Raw genomic sequence first — 21,603 nt, 5'->3', positions numbered from 1 at the left:
ACTCTATCCTGCGGCAAAAGATTCCATTTTTACACATTCTAACAAGGAAATAATCTTATCTGTTTTTTCCCAAGTAAAGTTTTCTTCATGACGCCCAAAATGCCCACCAAAAGCAGTAGAGAGATAAATAGGTTTTTTTAAGTTAAGCATTTGAATGATGCCTTTAGGTGTTAAATCAAACACTAAAGGGACGGCTCTGCTGAGAATATCTTCACTCACTGATCCTGTACCAAAAGTATCTACTTTAATAGAAAGGGGATGGGAAACACCGATAGCATAAGAAATTTGCACTTCACAGCGCCGGGCTAATTTAGCTGCCACGATGTTTTTTGCCACATAACGAGCTGCATAGGAAGCGGAACGATCTACCTTAGAGGGATCCTTGCCTGAAAAAGCCCCACCTCCATGATGGCCCATTCCTCCATAGGTGTCTACAATAATCTTTCTTCCGGTAAGCCCACAGTCGCCCGCAGGGCCTCCAATCACAAAACGGCCGGTAGGATTAATGTAGAAAAGAGTATTATCCGTAATAAAGCCTTTAGGAGCTATCCTATGCACAAGTGCTTGCATATCATGGACGATTGTCTCTCTTTTAACTCCTTCTGCATGCTGCACGGAGATCACAACGGTATGAAGACGGATAGGTTGATTTTTTTCATCATACTCTATTGTAATTTGCGTTTTCGCATCAGGTCTTAGATAAGGAAGCTGTTTGTTTTGTAGGATGTGATGGAGCTCTCGAACAATTTGATGGGCTAGCGTGATAGGTAAAGGCATTAATTCGGGTGTCTCTTCACAAGCATACCCAAACATTATGCCCTGATCGCCTGCACCTTGTTCTTTATAAAGGCCTTCTCTTTCATTGATACCTTGAGCGATGTCTAAGGATTGCTTATGAATAGAGGTTAGCACGCCACATGAGCGATAGTCAAAGCCCTCTTCTAATTGATCGTAACCTATATATTTAAGAGTATTACGTACGATTTCTTGATAATCTACTTGTGCTTTAGTCGTAATCTCTCCTGCAACCACGACAAGGCCTAAAGTTACCATTGTTTCGCAAGCCACTCGGGAGTTTTCATCTTGCTCAAGACAAGCATCTAATATAGCATCAGAAATTTGATCAGCGACCTTATCAGGATGACCAATCCCTACTGCTTCGGAAGTAAATAGAGAATGCTTCATGCTTATCCCTTAAAGTTAGCAAAAACGATAGCAAGGCTCTTGTTATCGTTTAAATTAAAAGATTAGATAATCAAGAGAGGAGATTAAACTTTAAAGTTTAGCAATCTTTTTGTTTTTTAGCATAATAAAGTTATTAAATATTCTTGAGTATAGATAAGAATGTGTATTTCTCTACGTTAAGGAGGTCTACTTGTATGGATAGATAGGCGACTTTAAATCTCAAATTTCATTTTTAAAGGGATGTCTACTTTATCAATGGAATGTCCCAGAAACTTGGAGCCATGCAAACGAAATTTTTCAGGATAATCCGAAACATAAAAGCGATGAGGAGGTGTTTTACCAGGGGAGGCATGTAAATGATGAGTCTCTAAAGTGAGCGATACATGTTCTGCGCAGGTGCTAGCCGAGTCGACAATGCAGACATGCGGGCCTATTTCCTTTTGGATCAAAGAACGAAGAAGAGGGTAGTGAGTGCATCCAAGAAGTAATGTATCAATGCTGCTTTGCTTTAAAGGGGCAAGATAATCTTTGATAATTAGCTGGGTGGCCGGATGATCGAATAGGTGCTCTTCAATAAGGGGTACTAACAGGGGGCATGACATGGAGTAAACTTGGCAAGAGGGGAGCTTTTTTTTAATTTGTTGGGGATAAATACCTGATTCGGTGGTCGCTCGTGTAGCAAGCACACCTATTCTTAGTTGGCGTGAAGCTTTAGCGGCATGCTCCACCCCTGGCTGAATCACATCAACAATAGGGATTTTAAGGATCTGTTTCAACTTATCTACAGCATAGGCTGAAGCTGTATTACAGGCAATGACTAGTAATTTAATTTGGTGTTCCATTAAAAAGATTGCGTTTTCTATAGAATAACGCAGGATGGTATCGGCACTTTTGTCGCCATAAGGCAACCTGGCAGAGTCTCCGAAATAAATAATTTGTTCATGAGGAAGCTTATGCATGATTTGTTTCATCACTGTTAGCCCGCCGATCCCTGAGTCAAAAATTCCAATTGCTTGCGAATTACTCATGGGATTCTAAGATTTTGGCCAACAACGATTTTATCATGGGAAAGGCCATTAAGCTCTTTAATGGCTTGGATAGTCGTTTGATGCTTACGCGCAATCTTTTCTAAAGTGTCTCCGGGTACCACTTTATAAATCTTAACGGATGGAAGCCCAACTTTTTCTGAAACGCCGCTTGTGGGATTTAAGGCCTCTGCAACTGATTTGATCGCTTGATGAAGGCTATCGATGTTTTGATTTTGAAATTCAATAATTTTTTCAAGCTCCGTAAGCTTTTGCTTATATTGGGAGAGGGTGGTAGCTATTTCATTCGAGTAGGTTTTAAACTGCTTAGCGTCCGAAATGATCCCTTGAGTAAGGAGCTCCAGGCTATTAATTTTTATTTCTAGGGCTTTAGAAGAATCTTTCCATGCTTCTGTGTGCGCATGCCCTGCTTCCATCCATTGCTGGCGCATCGAGTCGATAATCGTTTCTAAAGTACGGACTTTCTCATCATAGGTTTTGATTTCAATTTCGTGATTGCCGACCTCATGGCGTAAATCATCCAGATTATGGCGCATTTCACGCAGAACAACGGCTGTTTGATCATTATAATAGCGATTAGGGGCTGCATCAATATTGCCTAGAAAGCAAAAAATTAAAGGGATGATAAGGAATATCATAACTTTTATAACTCCAGGTTGCTTGCGCAACCTGAGCCTTGGGAAGAAGATTTCTATAAACATTATTTTTGATAAATTTTAAATTCTGCTCGACGATTTTGTGCCCAGGCCTCTTCGTGGCTTTCCATCACGGCAGGACGTTCTTTACCATAAGAGATCGTAAAAATATTATCAGGGCTGGCGCCTTCGGCAATCAGAGCATTACGAACAGCGTTAGCACGCCGTGAGCCTAAAGCTAGGTTATAAGCTTCTGCTCCTCTTTCGTCGGTATGTCCTTCAATAAAAATATAGGTGTTAGGATTTCTTTGCAGATAGTCTACTACCTTGCGTAAAATACTCATGTTTTCCTGGCCTTTGATCAAATTGCTATTATAATCAAATTTGATGCTTTGGAAAATACCCGAAAGGCCTTGAATAGTACTAGGATCTTTGAAAAATTGAATGTCGGGGAGAGTACTGCCTGGATCACCTGGATTTTCTCTCGGCTGTGGGCTAACAGATTCTGCCATGGCTAACTCGGCAACGTTGGGCTGATCTTGTAAGGGTATAAAGTCTTCGTGAGCATAAATATTTGCAGAATTGCTTGGTTTACCCAGGGTATAAAATTCATCAGGAGAATAGACTTGGCGCGAATCGCCATGTTTACCGCCAAGAGATTTAACACCTCTTCCAATATGACGCCCAGCGGTTTTCGTATCTTCCCATACATCATCGCTCGTGCGCCTGCAGCTTGTAAAGGATAAGCTAATAAGAAGTATATTCAAAAGCAGGCAATAGGGAGTTAATTTCATAAAATCCTCAGGCTTTGTGGCTATAAATAATTACAAAAATAAGATAGTAACATAAAAGGGGAAATATTCTAAAAGAGCTTTTTTAATTAGCTTGTTTTACAAAAGAAAGATAAGAATAAGACTCTATCTTCCTTGAGAGGTTTTTAGGGTTTTATCTCTTTAATTTTAAGCAACTTGCGTTTTAACTTGTTTTAAGTGTATGAGCCTAGAAAAGCTCTAAAAAAGCTTTTTTATGGGTCTTAGTTTTTTTACTCTTACTTAAGAGGAGCTAATAGGATTTAGGGCAGCATTTTAATCCTAGGCATGCTCGAAGCAAAGGCTTTGAGGCTCAAGCGTAAGTAGCTCATGGGAGAAAAGAGCCATCAAGAGACTTAAAGCTTGACTGACACTATAAGGCAATGAGCTATTTGCTAAACTTAGGCTCCCATGCAGGAAAGCGTTTCAGGCCTTTTCCTGAGGAAATTTTTACTGCTTCTGTTTGATGCATATTGATCAAATAGAGTTCGCTGCTATTATCGCCCGCAGAGTTAAAAATAAGATGCAAGCTATTAGGAGCCCAGGTAGGATTTTCTTTGTGACCCCCTCCTTTAGTAATTTGCCTTTCTTGCTTTTTGTCAAAATCATAAACCCAAATTTGGCGGATATCCTGGCTTTTTGCGCAATAAGCTAGCTTACTGCCATCGGGGGACCAGGCAGGAGCTGTGTTCTCTCGATTTGATTTGCTAATCAAGAGAGCTTTAATGTTTTTAAGGCTTGCTCCGGGTTGCGGAATGTCTATGACATAAATACGGGGTGATCCATCTTTGTTAGAAACAAAGGCAACCTTAGTACCATCTGGGCTAAAGGTAGGGGTTCCTTGCGTGGCTAGATAGGTAGAAAAAATTTGTTGAGGTTTACCTAAAGCGCCTTTTTCAGGATTAAATGCTTGCAGGAAAAGATCAGGGTTGCCGGTATAATCGCAAATGAAAGCTACCTTATCCCTTTGTTTGGCAATAGCAGGCATCAATTGATTACCTTTAAGCAAGCTGAAGCGCCTGCCTACTCCATCTTTTAAGGAAGCTATATAGATTTTTGACTGCCCCGCTCGATAAGAAACATACATAATGCTTCCGCTCGTATGGCCTTCTTGAGGAGGAATATAGGTAGGGGTCACAATAAGACTGTTTTCATGGGTAATTTGTCTGGCGTTAGCGCCATCGTAATCAGCTTCCCATACTTCTGCGATAGACTTAAGACCCTGCGAGATTTTACACGTGTAAATGATTCGCGTGCTGGCTATGCCTTCGCTGCCAAATAAGCTTTTATGGAGGCTATCGGCTAAACGATGTATGTGCCGGCGATCTTGATTAAGGTCTCCACTTAAAGAAATATTATTGACTGATTTTTCATGCTCACTATTCATGGAAAGCATCTTTGCTGACAGTTGATTGCCTTTGATCAATATTTTCAATACATAGTAAGCATTCAGGCTTTTCCAGGTGGAGCTATTAATGGAATCAATAAAATCACCAACAGGTACGTTAGATTCATTTTTTATTGTAAAGGTCATGCCATTGTGATTTAAGTCAAACTGTAAAACTTGTTCTAGCTGTCGAATGTAAGAGATAGTAAAGGCAGAGCTTTCCTGATAAAAAGGAGCTAGATAAAGAGGTATTAGCTTATTTTCCGTGGCTAATCTAACTACAATTTTCTGATTGTCTTCGCTTGCTATAGCTGATAAATTGTGTTTAAAAACTAAAAAAAGAAGAAAAATTATTAGATAATATTTTAGGTGATTCATAATTCATTACTTAATTGAATGATAAAAGTATATTCTGGTATGCCGGCAAACTCCCTTCCTAGAGGAGGAAATTTTAACATAGGCAAGTTTTTTTCTACATAGAGGCGATTTAAATGGCTGGGAGATTTAATGACATTCACTCTAATGGCTCGGCCTAAGCGATCGACAGTTAATTTCAGTTGAACTTCCCCATGTTCGGGTAGTTTTAATAAAAGTTTAAGGCGGCTAGCTAGCTCATCTCTATAGCTTCTCTCTATTGCGGGGGAAGGAAGAGTCTGAGCTATAGGCAGATTATCTATTTGCAATGTAGGGATAGCATTAGCTGAGGCGAGTGCCGTCTGGCTTGCTTGAGAAAAAGAAGCATTTTGATGAGCTCGGTTCTGCTCAAGCTTGGCAATGCTGGCCTGGGCAGTAGCTAGAAGTTTTTTCTTTTTTTCTTGTACTTCAAGGCTTGCTTGTGAATTAAAGCCTTTAGGTTGAGGCTCTGGGGAAGACTTTTCTAAAAGAGCTTTCATAGGTTTCTTCTCAGCCGCCTTGGCTGCAGTAGATGCAGGACTAACGCTTTTTTTAATATTATCTTTTTTAAGAGAGGGCTTGCCGGTGGTTGAATGGGTGGATTCATGAATTGCATTCTCTTTTTTTATAGCTGCTTTTTTATTAGGCGTTTTTTTAGAAGCTGTAGGGCTTAAAGCTTTTATACTTTTTTTATCTGGCGAGGGAGGGGGGGCAATTTTTTTATTAGATTCTGCAGAAGCCAAAGAAGTTTTGCTAGGTTTCATCTCTTCTACGTTAAGAGGAAGAGGTGGAGGAGAGGTAATAAGTTCAGCGGCAATTTCTTTTGAAGGTTTAGGGCTGGGTAGAATATTAGAATTGGGAGCCATTTTTTCTTTGTTCTCACTAGGCGCAAGAGGGGATTTTGCTTGCACTCCTGGAGGAGTAAGCTGAATTGTATGCACGACTAGACGTTCGTTATATTGGCGAGGGGCTTGTTTGGAAAAAGGAAGCGAGATCATGCTTAAAATCATTCCTCCATGGATTATGAGGACCAAGAGAGTGATTTGCCATAACATCTTATCGCGGGGGTAGATACTACTCATAATTACTTAGAGACTAGGCAGGTTTAAGAATCACATCTAATTGAGTAAATCCTGCTTTTTCAGCTGTATTCTTAACGGCTTGATAGGTTCCGAAGTGGGCCGTGCGGTCATGATATAGCTGAGGCTGGGCATCAGGATAACGCTTTTTGGCCTCTTTTAACAAGGTAAATAATTGTTCTATAGTCACCATTTGTTTATTAAACCAAATAGTATTATCTTTGCGTACATGAATAGAGATAGGGCTGCTAGCTTGAACAAAGTTTGGGCTGCTTTCGCTCAGGCCAGAAGATGCTTGAGCAAGTTCAACATTATCAAGCTCCAGCAGAGGTGCTATCAATATAAATATAATTAAAATGACAAAGACCACATCGATTAGAGGAGTTAGATTAACAATAGGCTCTTCGATATTTTTATGGATAGAATTCTTAATGAATCGCCTGCTCATGAGAAGTCCACTTTTCTATATTGCATCTCTACACAACCCAAAATTTCGCTTGCAAAGCTTTCCATTTCAATCTCAAAGTCGCGAATAGCATGCTTTAAATAATTGTAACCAATCAAAGCAGGGATGGCGTCTATGAGTCCTAAAACTGTTGTTGCCAAGGCAAGAGAGAGCCCACCTAGTACCATTTGGGGTGTATTGCCTGCTGCTTGTACCTGAAAGTCGGAAAAGCTTGTCAATATGCCCCATACAGTGCCGAGTAATCCTAAAAAAGGGGCTAGACTTACCACCGTAGATAGAATAAAAAGATTTTTTTCTAAATTTTTAATTTGATGAGCAACCTGGGTAGCTAAGGAGCCTTGTAGAAAATCGATATCTGTAAGAGAAAGAAAAACTGCATCTTGCTCAGTTTCCTTATTTTTAGGTATAAAAAATTTATTTTTATTAAGGACTTCCAGAGTCTGTTTTTTAAGAAGAGAGTAAAGATCCATGTAAGGGTTGCTATAATATACTCTAGTGGCAGCTTCGCAATCTAAATTCAAAGGATTTTGCTTTTGCAGTTGAAAGATATCATAGAAACGGGCTGCTTGTTTCCTTGCCTGGTAGGTATGCCAGATCTTATGGAGTAAAATGATCCAGGTCATTATAGAAAGGAAAATGAGGCCAATAAAGATCAATTTGCCTAAAAAATCAGAATGCACATAGGCTTCATAGAAGGGATTAGTAGCTACAAAAATGTTTACATTCATTCATAAATCCTTTAAAATATAGCCTTTAATTAAAAAAGAAGGGGTTTACATTGGCAGCCAAGTTTCAACATATGGCCTATGGGTTACTCGGCTTTTTGATCATTTTCATCCCTCTCTTATACAGTGAAAATCCTTCTCAAGTCAATCAACTTCATTCATTTCCATCTAATCTGGGCTTGATCGAGCCCCCAGCGAATGACTCTTCTTTACCTATTAAAGCTTATGTGCATTCCGAAACGATAAATTTCAGGGCCGCCGAGCCCTTTTGGATAAAAGTCAGCCTTACCATAGCCCCCTCTTGGAATATTTACTGGAAAAATCCGGGAGATACAGGCATGCCTGTTTCCATTATTTGGGAGCTGCCACCTGGGTTTAAAGCAGATGAGCTGCAGTGGCCTTATCCGCAACGTTTTGAATCCCCCTCATTCATTGGTTTTGGTTATGAAAATGAGGTGCACTTTTTGTGTCGAATTTTCCCTCCTGAGCACCTAAGCCATTCTGAGATTTATAAGTTTAAAGCGACTATTAAATACTTAGCTTGTTCAGACTCTGCCTGTTTGCCAGGAGAAACTAACGTGCAGATGAACCTTACCCCTACTTCTTTTTCCCCAGTCATCGATAAGTCTTTAACTGCTGTTTTCGAACAAGCGCGCCGTTTGTTGCCCAAAACTAATGGGAATTTTACGGCCAAGCGTGTCAATGATTTGATAGAGCTCACCCTGCCATCTCCTTTAAAGCATGGAGAGAAAATTATAAATATTTATTTCTTTCCCGAAGAAGGACAAAGCATAGACTACCATTTAGAGCCTTCTGTATCCTTGCAAAAGCCTTCTTTTTCTTCTTACTCCCTTGTGTTTAAAGAGAAAGATTCATCGTTGCCTACAACTTTCCTTAAAGGTGTTTTAGTCTTGGCTATTCAGCAGGCCGAAAAAATTGTGACGGAAGCTATCGAGGTAGCCGTACCTATCCAAGACTTCAATAAAAAAAATTCTGCGTGGGCTTTTAAGGAGACTTTTCCTCGCCCCTTAGATATTACGTTGCCCTCCACACCTAGCGATTATGAGGGGGGATTGGGCATGGCTTTGATATTAGCTTTTTTGGGTGGAATGCTTTTAAATTTAATGCCTTGTGTTTTACCGGTAATCTCTTTTAAAATTTTAAGCTTCGTTAAAATGTCCGGACAAAGCCGCCAGTTGACCTTGCAGCATGGTTTGATGTTTAGTGCAGGCGTTCTAGTTTCCTTTTGGATATTGTCTGCAGCTCTTTTGATTTTAAAGGCTTATGGCCATGCTGTAGGCTGGGGATTTCAGCTGCAGGAACCTGCTTTTGTCGCTTTGTTGTCAGCGGTCCTATTCATTTTTGGTTTAAGCTTATTTGGTGTGTTTGAAATGGGAACTAAAGTGGGCTCTTTTGCGGGGCAGTTGCAGCATCAAGGGATAAAAAAGGGAAGGGGCGCTTCCTTTTTAAGCGGGGTACTAGCCACGCTCATAGCTACCCCTTGCACGGGCCCCTTTTTAGGTACAGCAGTGGGTTTTGCCATGACTTTACCTTTCTACCTGTCTTTTTTGATTTTCACTTCCTTAGGAATGGGAATGGCGTCTCCTTATCTTATCCTATCTGCTTACCCCTCTTTTCTGCGTTTTTTACCTAAGCCGGGAAAATGGATGGAGACCTTTAAACAATGCATGGGTTTTATCATGCTTGCTTCCGTGTTATGGTTAACGTGGGTCTTTGCAGCTCAAACAAATGCATTAGCTCTTATCCTGCTCTTAGGGGCCTTTTTTATGGTAAGTATAGCTTGTTGGATTTACGGGCGCTGGGCGACCCCTCTTCATTCCAAATTAAGCTACAGGATTGCTGTAACCCTCGCCCTTTTATGGCTGCTGGCTGCTCTATACGCTTTACTTTATGCTTCTAAGGTTGCCTCCCACTCTACCTCTTCTTCTCCTGCTATAGTTGAGCAAGAGGCTATATGGGAAGAGTTTTCTCCCCACCGGCTTGCAGAGTTAACCTCCCAAGGTATTCCTGTTTTTGTTGATTTTACAGCTAAGTGGTGTTTAATATGCCAAGCTAATCATATGATATTGGGAGGGGCGGACGTTCATAATCAATTTAGCGAGCAGGGCGTAGTACGAATGAAAGCGGACTGGACAAAAAAAGATGCCGCCATCACGGAAGAGCTGCAAAAATTCGGACGCCATAGTGTACCCTTGTATGTGCTTTATCAGCAGGGGCAAGAGCCTTTTATTTTTCCTCAGTTATTGACTCCTAGCTTAGTCATCAACAAACTAAAAGCCATAAATAAATTTTCTGGAAACTAAAATATCAGGTGATTGATTTTTTAAATCCTCTATTCGTTAAAAGTTCTTGTTACTCTCCAAAATGGCTGGATAGCTGATTATCTAGCTTCTTCTTGGCTAAAAATTTTAAAATTCAGTAAATTTTTCTTTCTTTTTATTTGGGTTGATCAGCATTCGGTTGCCTGCAACATACCTTTAGCTAACAAACAGAGCCTTATTATCTCTTTTTAATTGCCCTAATGGCTCTTGAGTTGTTTTATTAGAAGGCCTATACTAGGATATAAAAGAGAAGAAGGTGAGGAAAGAGCAGGACCATTTTTTCTCTCTAGATAGAGGTAGTTGTAACAATTGCTAATGAGAATATTTACCTAAATTGGGGAGCTTTTCTTGCCCGTCCTGTTTCTAAAATTTGTTTGCTTTTTTGCTTCTATATAGATATGTTTAATCTCATAAAAAGCACAAAAATAGATATGCAATTTAATAATAGGACCCTCTATGAGCCCAATTTCTATGACTCTCGAACTTCTCCCTGATGAAATACAAGTCCACATTTTAAAGGATTGCGCTAGCCCTTCCTTATTTGGCGTTTGTACAAGATGGCAACACCTGCTAGCTAATGAAGTTATACCCTCTCTTTATAAGCAAATAGGTAAAATGCACTTTCCTCAACGAAAAGCTACCGAGCAGGCTAACCTTTTAGATAAACTTTACAAGCTCCCAGCTGGGCTTTCTATACAAGCAAAGGTAAATGAAATTTTTAGGCAAACCTTCGCTCTAGCTAAATCTCTTGCTCCAGCGGAATTTAGAGGCCAAATCGAAGAAAGAAAATATTTTACCCTGGCTAATTATACTTTACTTCTTTTAAACATTAATCGTCTTTTAATAGAGTCTAGATTGCCGGGCTATAAAAAATATTTAAACCGACCAGACATCAAAAATCTGCCCTTAAAAAAGAAAGAAAAGCTTTTAGCAGGTTGGATTAAAAGGTATGGCAAAAATATTAAGAAATTTGAGCTAACAGGAAGCGAATTGACTTCTTTGCCTTCCGAGATAGGCCGATTGTCTAAGCTACATCAGCTTAAATTAAACGATAATCGCTTATTTACCCTTACGGCAAAAATAGGAGAGCTTTTTAATCTAAAAGAGCTTTGCTTGAACGGCAACCATCTCACCTCACTTCCTGCAAAGATAGGCCAGCTCTCTGAGCTCCAAGAACTTTTCTTAGGCGGTAACAAGCTAATTACCCTTCCTGCAGCCATCGGGCAACTTTCTAAGCTGCGAGGGTTGTATTTAAACGATAATCAACTTACCATTCTTCCCGCGGAAATAGGAAACCTCTCTCAGCTGCAAGAGCTTTTCTTAGGCGGCAACAAACTAACTACTCTTCCCTCAACAATCGGGCAACTTTCTAAGCTGCAAGAGCTGTACTTAAACGATAACCAGCTTACCATGCTTCCTGAGGAAATAGGAAACCTCTCTCAGCTAAAAGAGCTTTTCTTAGGTTGCAACAAACTGGCTATCCTTCCTCCTACGATAGGACTTCTTTCGCAGCTGCGGCTACTTTGCCTAAGCAACAACCAGCTAACTGTTTTGCCTGCAAGTTTAAAGCAGTTGCCCGCAGGAATAGATCTTAACCTGGATGGAAACCTGCTGGAGAGCATTCCCTCTTGAATTGAAGCAGCGTTTTAGCCTCACTATTTAAGTAATAATCTTATAAGGCGTTTTAAATCATTTTACCTGTGATTATAAAAAACGTAAGCGGTCACGCGAATTATCAATTGATTCGCGATAAATAAAACAATTTTTAGAGTTTGTGTTTACTTAATCATATGTTGAATAGTATGCAATCATTATACGGGCAGCTAGTTACAGAATAAAAGCCATGATTACCTACTGGTAAATCCTCCCTACTAAAGGAGGAAAAGCTGTTTTAGCAATTTCTTCTCTTTTTGCCTCTTTCTAAGCATTCTGCTTAAGGTTTTTAATTTCTTGTACATTGCATAGAGGGTGTGTGTGTTATTTTTCCTCAAAAACAGGTAGAAGTAATAGACTCCTTAGCTACTCCTTATGCAATCGCTTAGCCTAGCAAAGTCTCTCTTTAACTAAAAACGCAGTTTTTAGAGCTTGAGTGTGCAGACTTAGCTTTTCTTAAGCACTATAAATGCACCTCTTCCTATGAGGCTGGCAACTTTATAAGGAGAGTGGCTAGCGATAAACTTTAAAGGCGAGCATCATTGACCAGCTCTTTAATAAATCCTATAATTATTTGGTTTTCTTCGGGATTTAATCCTGGATTTATTCTTATAGTACTAGAGCCTTCTTCTGCATTAACGGCGATAATGATGCAATTAGGGTGATAAAATCCAAAGCTAGCTCGAGAATGTACCTTTATCCCTTTCTTTAGGCATTTTTTATAGAAAAGCCCCATAATAGCCCTACTTTTTATGGCATGACCTTTCCCTATAAGTTTTATATCGATAAAGGAACATTCCATCTCTGGATCTGCGGTGCTAATGCGTATCTTCTGGCTACTTTTCTTGCCTAAGGGCTGAAGAAGCCGGGGAACATGATCAAGGATTTCCCTAGTATTCTTAAAAATAGCCGCTCGATAACTATCCATTTGCTCAGTAGTATACTTATAAGCAAGAGAGAACCATTGAAGACTTAGTTTATCGGTTTTATGGGCAATGTCTTCAGTTAAGGAATCAAAGGCATCCCAGGGAGCTTTTCCATTATTAACCATGTAAAATGGGGACCCATAGTAGTTATCCATTCCAAACATATCAAATTTCTGTCCACTACGGAAAAAGACAAAGTTTAACTTACCCTCTTTTATTTCCTCCTGGAAGGTGGTAAGCAAATCGCGGGCTTTAGGAGAATTGATATAATCGATTGTGCAATCGACCGCTACCGTAAGTTGCTTATTTTCGTTTTTTTGCGCTAGTATTTGTCGGATATCTGCTGTGATATCCCTTACCGCATAGTGGGTATGTTTGGCATCAATTTCAATATTAGGATTAAATTGACAAGCGTATAGATCAATTTGCTTTAAGCTTGTATCTTGTAAAGCGTTCTCAATACGCTGGTCGTTGCCTATAAAGCTTGCTTGCTCATAATAAAAGCCTGTACTAAATACTCGGGTAGGGTGAGGGTTCAGTTTTGATAAGGCCGCATTGATTCCAGCGAATACGTTGACTGCCGTCTTACCTAAGCCTGCTTTTATCAAGGGACGCAGTTCTTCTGGAATGTTTGCTAACTGCTTTGGCAAAATAGTAGGGAATGCCTTTTCTTCAAAAGGAGCTGTAAGCGTTAAAAGGTTAGCAATTTCGCAATGAATCAGCTCAATTTCCTGTGCATACTTCCTATAATCGTTCATAAAAAGTTCTGCTGTGGCCAGATGTTCTTTTATTTTAAACAAGGAGATTTGAATGATTTCACGTTTTATTGGATGTTTTTGCAACTCTTTCCATTGCTTGCCCCTGATTTCATTAAGTAGACCCCTTAAAAGATGTAAGGTAGATTCGCCTAAAATAGCTAGATGAGGAGAGTGGGCATGCATTTTTGGAGAAGAAATTTTTTCTAAGAATCTTTCAAAGAGTGCTAGCTTGGTGAAATCAAGCCTATCAGGAAAATAAACATCTTTGTTAGGAAAACCTTTAGCATCAGGACCTTTAATAGGGTATTTAATATCCGGCCTAATATTAAAGCCATTAAGAATATGTGCACGCATGTTAATAGCGCCGATATACAAGCCGGTTTGCTCAATAAAATCTAAAAAGGCAGGGTGCTTTTGAAGAATTTTTTTACCTTGTAAGCTAGAAAAGAGAGGTAAAACTTTGATGCCTGCAATTTCGTCAAGCTTTAACCTGCAAATGCAGGTGCTATTTTTTTTCAACAATTTTTTAAATTTACCTGTAGAAATTTTACTAAATTCAGGATGCTGCTTTCTAAATTCTTCAATTGACCTATCAAATGAGCGATTAAGGCTTGTACGTAGTAAATTCAATTGCTTTTCAAAAGCTTTTTCCTTTTCTCTTTCTCCCTTAGTTTTGGCTAAGTCTTCCAAAGAAGGAGTTAAATCCACTAGTAAGCTAACATTCATCGTTTGGGAAAAAGCTTTGCGTGGTTCCTTGGCAAACTTTGAAAAATGTGCATGTAGGGCTTGAGTAAGTGTGTTTTCCCATTTAGCTTCGGGCATTGCATTATCAATCACATAGAAGTTTAAAGGAAAAAATTGAGTAACCTCGGTAGTATCGGTAAGAATGAGAGGGCTCTTACGAGTAAATGCTAAATTTTTATTAATTTCAGCTCCTAATTCTGTATTTTGTCGAAATCCCATGCGATGGTAATGATAATTCGTATAGGGTCCCACCTGGAATAATATTCCAATTTTTCTTTGCAATAATTTCATCATGTTAAGATAAATAGGGGCAGATTTTTCCAAATAATTGGTCGCCATGAACTCAATTTGTTTCTTTAACTGGGGATCCTGTGTTTTTTTATAGGAATCCTTCAGCAGCGCTAGGTTAAGACTCCAATCTGTTTGTGAATTCTCTATGGTTGCTACGCTTTCTAAAAGTCCATGATAGGATCGTCGCCTTATATGCAGAAGGCGGTGAGCTAGGTCAGATATTAACTGTAAGAGTTTAGTAAGACCTTCTTTTAGGATTGATACAAAAACTTCCCCTCCAAGGGTAATATTTCTTTTTAATACTTTAATGAAAGATGAAATACGCATTTTAAAAGATGCTAGGGCGCACTCATGGGTTTTAGATGAGCAAGAAGAAGAAATACTACTATAAATTTTAGGGGCTACGGCTTCTTGAGCCATTAAAGGATTTTTAGAATGATAGTTAGGAATATTCATTTCTATGTTATTATCCATAATTAAGTTATTTATTTTTCTAACAATTAGATATTGTATATTAATTGTAGTAAATAATAAAAGAATTATTTCTGTCAGTTTTATTTAAAACAAAAAAATTAGTCTTATTTTTTACTTGAAGGTTTTCTTCAAAAATCCTATAGCAGGTAATCACGTCAGCGGAAAATATTAACACATACTCTTGTAAATCCCTATGAGATTGTCTAAGTTCCCAAAATTAAGTTTAGCGCTTTACTTTTACCTCTGGCCTTGGCTAATGGAAGCAAGATTACTAACTTTAGATGAGGCTACCCAGCGAGCTTTAATTTATTCTCCTGCCGTAGCCATCGTTGAGACCGCATGGAAAGTTAGGCAATCGGAGGAATATCAGGCAAGCTTTCTACCAAATCCCTTAGCTTCCGTAGAAATTGATAAAGCTAATTTAATTGGGAAAGAGAAAAAAAGAGCCAGAGATCGAGGATTTTCTTGCAATTTATCGCAATCCATTGAATTAGGGGGTAAAAGACATCTTCGAAAACAGACTGCTGGGCTCCAAACCTCATTAGCCTTCAAAGAAATAGAAGTTACAAGGTTAGAGGTAAGTTGCCAGGTAAAGAAAGCTTTTATTGAAGTGGCTGCTGCGCAAGAGTATTTGCGCTTTGCTCAAGAACTCCAACTAAGTGCCCAAGAGGTTTTTTTTTCCACTTCGGCAAAAGTTGAAGGAGGAAAAATATCTTCCTTAAAAGGAAAGAAAGCTAAGTTATCGGTATTAACCGCTCATCTAGCTTTAGAAAAAGCTCGCAATAATTTTGAAAATTCTAAAAAAAAGCTCGCTCTGATTTGGGGAGATAGCCGTCCAGACTTTACTTCTGTTGATTATAATCTTTTAGAAATTACTTTAGTCGAGGATCTTGCTGCCTTCATTGCTGAGCAAAATGATAATATTGCAACGAAGCAATGGGATCTACAGATAGCAAATGCTGACCTCCTGATTGCGAGTGAAAAAGCGCAACGTATTCCTAACCTTGTAGTTACCGCAGGATATGTCAGCTCTGCTGAGGACGGAGAGGGACTATTGCTTGGATTTTCCATGGCTATTCCGATATGGGATAGAAATCAGGGCAACATTTCTAAAGCCAAGCATTTATTAAAGCAGCTTTATAACAAAAGAAATAAAGACAACTTGCAAGCGCGCCTGCAATTAGAAGCTGAGTATGCACAACTTCTCACTGCTTACCAAGAGGGCCTATTATATAATAATGATGTTTTGCCTATAGCTTTAGCGACTTTTGAAGGTGCCAAACAGGAATACTTGCAAGGAAAAAATGATTACCTTGAACTTCTAGAGGCCCAGCGTACTCTTCTTGATGTGCATGACAAGTATATGCATGCTTTAGTGGATTATCATCAAAGAAAAATAGAGCTCTATCGATTGGTAAGGGTGGGCTATGCAGATACGCAGGGGCGCTAAAAGGTCTGACTTAAGGAGACGTAAATGAAGAAAAAAATTTTTTTATATATAGGATTAGCTTTTCAACACTATTTGGCAGCAAGCCAGGAATTTAAACCTGAATCTTCCAACTTTATCTTTTTAAGTAATGAACAGATTATAGAGGCACAAATTGAGACATTAAAAGCTTCTCCTAGCATATTGCAAAAAACCTTTGGGGCGCCAGCTCAGATTGTCATCAATGAGCAACAGCAAGCCATCATTGTAGCTAGAGTTTCGGGGGTAGTGAGCGATATAAGCAAAAATGTTGGAGATTATGTAAGCAAAGGAGAAACATTAGCTGTATTACAAAGCCGGCCAATGGCGGCTTTTAAAGCTGCTTATCTTACCTTGCTGAAGCGTTCTTCCTTAGCGCAACAAACTTTTGAGGCTGAAGCTATTCTTAAAGAAAAGAAAGTAACATCTGAACAAGCCTATCTTCAAGCACTTTTAATCGCTGAAGAGGCTAGCATTAAACAAGAGCTGGCAGAGCAGCAACTCTATCTCTTAGGAATGAGCAAAAAAGATGTAAAACAACTGACCCAAGAAGAGAACTATGACTTATTCAGCTATCAGATTAAGTCTTCCTTAAATGGCGTGATAACTAGCAAAATTATCAATATAGGTTCATTGCTAAATGCAGATCAAGAAGCTTTTAAAATTGCTGATCTAGACACTGTATGGGTACAGATAGGAGTATATGCGCAAGATCTTCCTTACTTTAAGCTAGGGGATAAAGTGCAGGTGGCTCTTCTAAATGAAGAAAAATTTTCTGATGTAGCAGAAATTATCTATCTTAGCCCTATCCTTGATAAACAGACCCGTAGTGGAACAGCTATAGCTTTGCTAGCTAATCCATCTAGAAAATGGTATCCAGGCTCTTATGTTCGAGTAGAAGTTATAGCCGAAGAGGTGGAAGTGCCTATAGCTGTGCTTAAAGAAGCTGTTCAAGTTATTGAAGGAAAAACTTTTCTTTTTATCGCCCATTCCCAAGGATTTGAAAAATGCGAAGTAGAGATAGGAAGAGCTGATCACACTCATGTAGAAATTCTTTCAGGAATAAAGCAGGGCACTCCCTATGCAGCTACGCATGCTTTTATTTTAAAAGCAGAAGATGGAAAGAAGGCTATTAAAAATGATTGAAAAAATCCTAAATTTTTCTATTACTTATCGTTATCTCATCCTCGCAGCTACTGCTTGCGCCATGCTTTTGGGTATATCTGCTTTAAAAAATCTTCCTATGGATGCTGTACCCGATATTACTAACAATCAGGTGCAAATTAATACCCTGGCTATAGGGCTGACACCTATGGAGGTAGAAAAAAGAGTGACTTTTCCTATAGAAGCTGCCCTAAGCGGTATCCCAGGACTTGAGAGTACACGCTCTCTTTCACGCAATGGATTTTCTCAGATAACAGCTATATTCAACGATCAGGTAAATATCTACTTTGCTAGGCAGCAAATCAATGAAAAGCTAATGGATGTTCGGAATATTTTACCAGCTGAGGCTGAATCTAAAATGGGACCTATCTCCACAGGTTTGAGTGAAATATTTATGTGGTCAGTGGATTACAGTCCTGAAATGAGACAATCTAAGCAGCAGGAGGCAGGCCTAGGGTTGCATGCAGACGGAAGTTATTTAACGCCTGAGGGGCAATTACTTAAAACTGATGTGGAATTAGCTTCTTACTTGCGTACTGTTCAAGATTGGATAATCACCCCTCAAATTAAGGCTGTTAAAGGGATAGCCGGTGTTGATGCACAAGGCGGCTTCATTCGCCAATATCTTGTGGAGCCAAGTCCTGAGAAAATGATGGCTTTTAATATCAGCTTACAAGATTTACTTACCGCTATTGAAGAAAACAACCTTAATGGAGGAGCTGGTTACATTGAACGCGGGGGAGAATCCTTGATTGTTAAAGCTGATGGAAGAATAGAAAATCAAGAAAATATTGGAAATATCGTGGTTGCCATGCGTGAAGACATGCCGATTTTCATTCATGATGTGGCAGAGATAAGCATAGGAAAAGAGCTACGTAGTGGTAGTGCTAGTAAAGATGGTAAAGAAGTAGTGATTGGCACAGCACTGATGCTAATCGGCGAAAATAGCCGTAGCGTAGCAGAAGCGGTAAAGGAAAAATTACAATGGATCAATACAACCTTACCTCTCGGGATTATTGCCCAGCCTGTATTAAATAGAAGTAAATTAATAGATACAACTATTCAGACTGTAGCTAGGAATTTGATAGAAGGTGCTCTTTTAGTTATCGTCATATTATTCGTTTTTCTAGGAAATTTTCGTGCAGCTTTGATCACTGCCTTAGTGATTCCTATTTCTATGTTGATAACCGCTATAGGAATGGTTCAAGCTAAAATTAGCGGTAATTTAATGAGCTTAGGCGCACTTGATTTTGGGCTGATTATCGATGGAGCTGTTATCATTGTGGAGAATTGTTTAAGGCGTTTAGGAGAAAAGCAAAAGGCGCAGGGAAAAAACTTGCAGATAGAAGAGCGTTTAGAAGAAGTGAGGCAAGCTAGCAAAGAAATGATACAACCCTCTGTTTACGGGCAAGCGATTATTATCGCAGTCTATCTTCCTATACTGACTTTATCCGGGGTAGAGGGAAAGATGTTTCATCCTATGGCTTTAACAGTGCTTTTTGCTTTGTTAAGCGCTTTTGCTTTATCTTTGACATTTATACCTGCTATGGTAGCTATTTGGATCACCAACACCATACGCGAAAGAGAAAATTTCTTTATTTCCAAAGCTAAAAAAGTTTATGAGTGCCTTCTTTGGAGGATCCTTAGTTTTCCTTACCTAGTGGCTACAGTTGCTATCTTTATGGTGGCAGCAGCCCTAATTTTGTTTAGCTTTCTTGGGCAAGAGTTTATTCCCACTTTAGATGAACAGGATTTAGCCATTCAGGTTTCAAGAATTCCTAGCACTTCCTTAACTCAAGCTACTTCCATGCAGCTACAAATAGAAAAAGCACTTAATAAATTTGATGAAGTGGCTTTTGTTTATTCAAAAACAGGTACAGCTGAAATGGCATCAGATCCGATGCCTCCCTATGCCTCAGATACTTTTGTTATCCTTAAACCTCGTTATGAATGGCCAGATGCTAAACGAACTAAAGAAAATCTTGTAAAAGCTATAGAGACTAGCCTAAAAAAGCTCCCTGGCAATATTTATGAATTTACACAACCTGTGGAAATGCGCTTTAATGAGCTAATAGCAGGGGTAAGAAGTGATTTAGCAGTGAAAGTCTATGGGGATGACTATAAGGTGTTAAAGAAAACTGCAGAGGCTATTGCTCAAGTCATGCAACAATTACCAGGAGCGGCCGATGTTACGGTAGATAAAACTGATGGGCTACCTACTTTAGAAATTAATATAAATAGAAATATTTTAAGCCGTTATCATCTGAATATAAAAGAGGTTGTAGAAATGGTGGGAATGGCAATTGGGGGTGGAAAAGCAGGAACTCTTTTTGAAGGAGATCGGCGGTATGATATTATTGTTAGATTGCCTGAAAAGCTAAGAAATGACTTGCTAGCCTTATCAAGGCTGCCGATACGTTTGCCGCTTGCTACCCGTAAAGCGAATAAAAAAATTGATTTTCCTTATATTCCCTTAGGTGAAGTGGCTAATTTAGATGTAACGACAGGTTTAAACCAAATTAGAAGAGAAAATGGAAAAAGGGTAGTAATAATTCAGGCTAATATAAGGGGCGCTGATATGTCTACTTTTGTAAAGTTAGCCAAAAAGAAGATTGGTGAAGAAGTTAAAATCCCTGCTGGCTATTGGATAGCCTGGGGAGGACAATTTGAAAATTTAATAGCTGCTAAAGAGCGTTTATTGATAGTGGTACCAGCAGCCTTTCTTTTAATTTTTATCCTGCTTTATGTAGCCTTCCATTCGATTCGGCAAGCCTTTTTAGTTTTTAGTGCTATTCCCCTAGCTTTTACTGGCGGCATCGTAGCTTTATGGTGGCAAGGCATACTTTTTTCCATTTCAGCAGCGATCGGATTTATTGCCCTTTCGGGTATTGCCATATTAAACAGTTTAGTTCTTATAAATTGCATCAATCAACGGATCTTAAAGGAAGCTTCAGCTAAGGAAGCAATCGTGAAGGGCTCCATAGCACGCTTTCGTCCAGTTGTCGTGACAGCTCTAGTAGCAGCATTAGGATTTTTGCCTATGGCATTAGCACAAGGGGCAGGAGCTGAAGTGCAGAAACCTTTGGCCACTGTGGTCATTGGGGGTCTTATTAGCTCCACTTTGTTAACCTTAGTCGTATTACCAGCTTTATATATTCTTACTATCTCTTTAAAAGAATTTAAAACTTTTAAATAAAAATAACGGATTAATTTTTCTAAATTGATTTAAAAATCCAGCTTCTTCAGCAAGACGTTGGTATTTTAAGGGAGCTTTTCAATCCAAAATAAATAGCTAAGAATGTTGAATGGTAACTATTCAGACGGCCTTGTTGCGTAAATGAACTAATAGCTGTCTGTTTAAGGCGCAGCCTTTATCTAGAAGCTAGCACCCACTGCCCTTGGGGCATTCCAAGTGCTGTCATCTTATTCATCGCCAAAAATTTAGTATATAATTCCGCTCGCTGATAGGGCAGTTTTCTAGAGCGAAAATCTCCTCCAAATCTTCGCCCTCCGCTTTGCGTTGCCATGCTGGCGCACTTTCTACTCTCCTTCGCCATAGACCTTTACCCCTGAAGTCAAAGGCTATGTCTGTTGGACGCTTTAAGGCTTAAATTTTTAAGCTCTTGTCCAAGCTCTTTAGCGCGTCTACAGATGCGGGTATAGCAAAGAACAGGCAATCCCAAAGCCAGCAAAGTAATCAAAGACAAAAGAAATCCTTAGAATAGGTTAGGAAGGATAGATGATAAACAGCTCTAATCATCAACATGCATAGGATAGCGTCAGCAGAGTAAATTCTTGGGGGTCCTTTCTTACCCGTGCTTTTATTTTCTCTCCATCCTTTAATGGTTTCATCCGAAAACCATAAAGTTATGCTCCCTCTTTGTTCTAAAGCTTTGTTATACTCGGACCCATTACGCATGCGGTAGTTAAGCTTTTTTTCATAGCTTGCCTGTAGTTTTGCTTTAGCAAATTAAATTTTATAGCTCTTAGCTGTTAAAGAGCAATCTTATTGCCTACTCTTCTTAGCATTTACCTTATACACATCTCGAGCCCACGAGACT

The 21,603-nt window shown here is 39.2% G+C and carries 16 protein-coding genes; 5 read left to right on the top strand and 11 right to left on the bottom strand.

Going from position 1 to position 21,603, the window contains the following annotated elements; genetic code table 11:
* Window positions 1-3 precede the first annotated feature (3 nt).
* The 8 genes from metK to NEOC65_RS00980 form a co-directional block, all read right to left on the bottom strand.
* On the bottom strand, window positions 4-1,185 hold the full coding sequence (metK, locus tag NEOC65_RS01015; RefSeq protein ID WP_166154131.1) for a methionine adenosyltransferase: 1,182 nt from the start codon (window positions 1,183-1,185) through the stop codon (window positions 4-6).
* A gap of 212 nt (window positions 1,186-1,397) precedes the next feature.
* The gene (gene murI / locus NEOC65_RS01010) at window positions 1,398-2,213 is read right to left on the bottom strand and encodes a glutamate racemase (protein ID WP_213152200.1); all 816 of its coding nucleotides are present in this window, start codon (window positions 2,211-2,213) and stop codon (window positions 1,398-1,400) included.
* Entirely contained in the window at window positions 2,210-2,869 is a 660-nt protein-coding gene (locus NEOC65_RS01005) for a LysM peptidoglycan-binding domain-containing protein (RefSeq protein ID WP_249270195.1), read from the bottom strand. Before NEOC65_RS01005 ends, murI begins: the two co-directional genes overlap by 4 nt.
* A gap of 62 nt (window positions 2,870-2,931) precedes the next feature.
* A complete protein-coding gene (locus tag NEOC65_RS01000) occupies window positions 2,932-3,660 on the bottom strand; it encodes an OmpA family protein (RefSeq protein ID WP_166154135.1) in 729 nt (242 codons plus the stop codon).
* 403 nt (window positions 3,661-4,063) lie between these two features.
* On the bottom strand, window positions 4,064-5,440 hold the full coding sequence (gene tolB / locus NEOC65_RS00995; RefSeq protein ID WP_213155414.1) for a Tol-Pal system protein TolB: 1,377 nt from the start codon (window positions 5,438-5,440) through the stop codon (window positions 4,064-4,066).
* Window positions 5,437-6,537, bottom strand: a complete 1,101-nt coding sequence (locus NEOC65_RS00990) for a hypothetical protein (protein ID WP_213155413.1) — start codon at window positions 6,535-6,537, stop codon at window positions 5,437-5,439. Before NEOC65_RS00990 ends, tolB begins: the two co-directional genes overlap by 4 nt.
* A 13-nt stretch (window positions 6,538-6,550) precedes the next feature.
* Entirely contained in the window at window positions 6,551-6,982 is a 432-nt protein-coding gene (locus tag NEOC65_RS00985; RefSeq protein ID WP_166154141.1) for an ExbD/TolR family protein, read from the bottom strand.
* Entirely contained in the window at window positions 6,979-7,728 is a 750-nt protein-coding gene (locus NEOC65_RS00980) for a MotA/TolQ/ExbB proton channel family protein (protein WP_166154143.1), read from the bottom strand. The genes NEOC65_RS00985 and NEOC65_RS00980 overlap by 4 nt, the downstream gene beginning before the upstream one ends.
* A gap of 50 nt (window positions 7,729-7,778) precedes the next feature.
* Between NEOC65_RS00980 and NEOC65_RS00975 the strand changes: the two genes are divergently transcribed.
* Both NEOC65_RS00975 and NEOC65_RS00970 read left to right on the top strand, forming a co-directional pair.
* Window positions 7,779-10,049 carry a protein-disulfide reductase DsbD family protein gene (locus NEOC65_RS00975; RefSeq protein WP_166154145.1) on the top strand — a complete coding sequence of 757 codons (2,271 nt, stop codon included), beginning with the start codon at window positions 7,779-7,781 and terminating at the stop codon, window positions 10,047-10,049.
* A 474-nt stretch (window positions 10,050-10,523) separates the two neighbouring features.
* Entirely contained in the window at window positions 10,524-11,699 is a 1,176-nt protein-coding gene (locus NEOC65_RS00970; protein ID WP_213155412.1) for a leucine-rich repeat domain-containing protein, read from the top strand.
* Between the two features lie 547 nt (window positions 11,700-12,246).
* Here NEOC65_RS00970 and NEOC65_RS00965 read toward each other — a convergent pair.
* Complete coding sequence (locus tag NEOC65_RS00965) at window positions 12,247-14,895, bottom strand: hypothetical protein (RefSeq protein WP_213155411.1); 2,649 nt, start codon at window positions 14,893-14,895, stop codon at window positions 12,247-12,249.
* Between the two features lie 274 nt (window positions 14,896-15,169).
* On the opposite strand from NEOC65_RS00965, the gene NEOC65_RS00960 reads away from it, so the two are divergent.
* The 3 genes from NEOC65_RS00960 to NEOC65_RS00950 are packed head-to-tail and all read left to right on the top strand — an operon-like array spanning window position 15,170 to window position 20,738.
* On the top strand, window positions 15,170-16,363 hold the full coding sequence (locus tag NEOC65_RS00960) for a TolC family protein (RefSeq protein ID WP_166154151.1): 1,194 nt from the start codon (window positions 15,170-15,172) through the stop codon (window positions 16,361-16,363).
* Between the two features lie 24 nt (window positions 16,364-16,387).
* Entirely contained in the window at window positions 16,388-17,524 is a 1,137-nt protein-coding gene (locus tag NEOC65_RS00955) for an efflux RND transporter periplasmic adaptor subunit (protein ID WP_213155410.1), read from the top strand.
* Complete coding sequence (locus NEOC65_RS00950) at window positions 17,517-20,738, top strand: efflux RND transporter permease subunit (protein WP_213155409.1); 3,222 nt, start codon at window positions 17,517-17,519, stop codon at window positions 20,736-20,738. Before NEOC65_RS00955 ends, NEOC65_RS00950 begins: the two co-directional genes overlap by 8 nt.
* Before the next feature lie 175 nt (window positions 20,739-20,913).
* Here the strand turns inward: NEOC65_RS00950 and NEOC65_RS00945 are convergent, their stop codons facing one another.
* Both NEOC65_RS00945 and NEOC65_RS00940 read right to left on the bottom strand, forming a co-directional pair.
* On the bottom strand, window positions 20,914-21,069 hold the full coding sequence (locus NEOC65_RS00945; RefSeq protein ID WP_213155408.1) for a hypothetical protein: 156 nt from the start codon (window positions 21,067-21,069) through the stop codon (window positions 20,914-20,916).
* A gap of 170 nt (window positions 21,070-21,239) precedes the next feature.
* Window positions 21,240-21,461 (bottom strand): transposase, encoded by a 222-nt coding sequence (locus NEOC65_RS00940; protein WP_213155407.1) that lies wholly within the window; start codon window positions 21,459-21,461, stop codon window positions 21,240-21,242.
* Between the last annotated feature and the right edge of the window lie 142 nt (window positions 21,462-21,603).

The organism is Neochlamydia sp. AcF65, from assembly GCF_018342435.1.
Lineage (GTDB): Bacteria > Chlamydiota > Chlamydiia > Chlamydiales > Parachlamydiaceae > Neochlamydia.
Note: the sequence above shows the minus strand (reverse complement) of the source record. Positions and strands in the feature narration are given on the sequence as shown.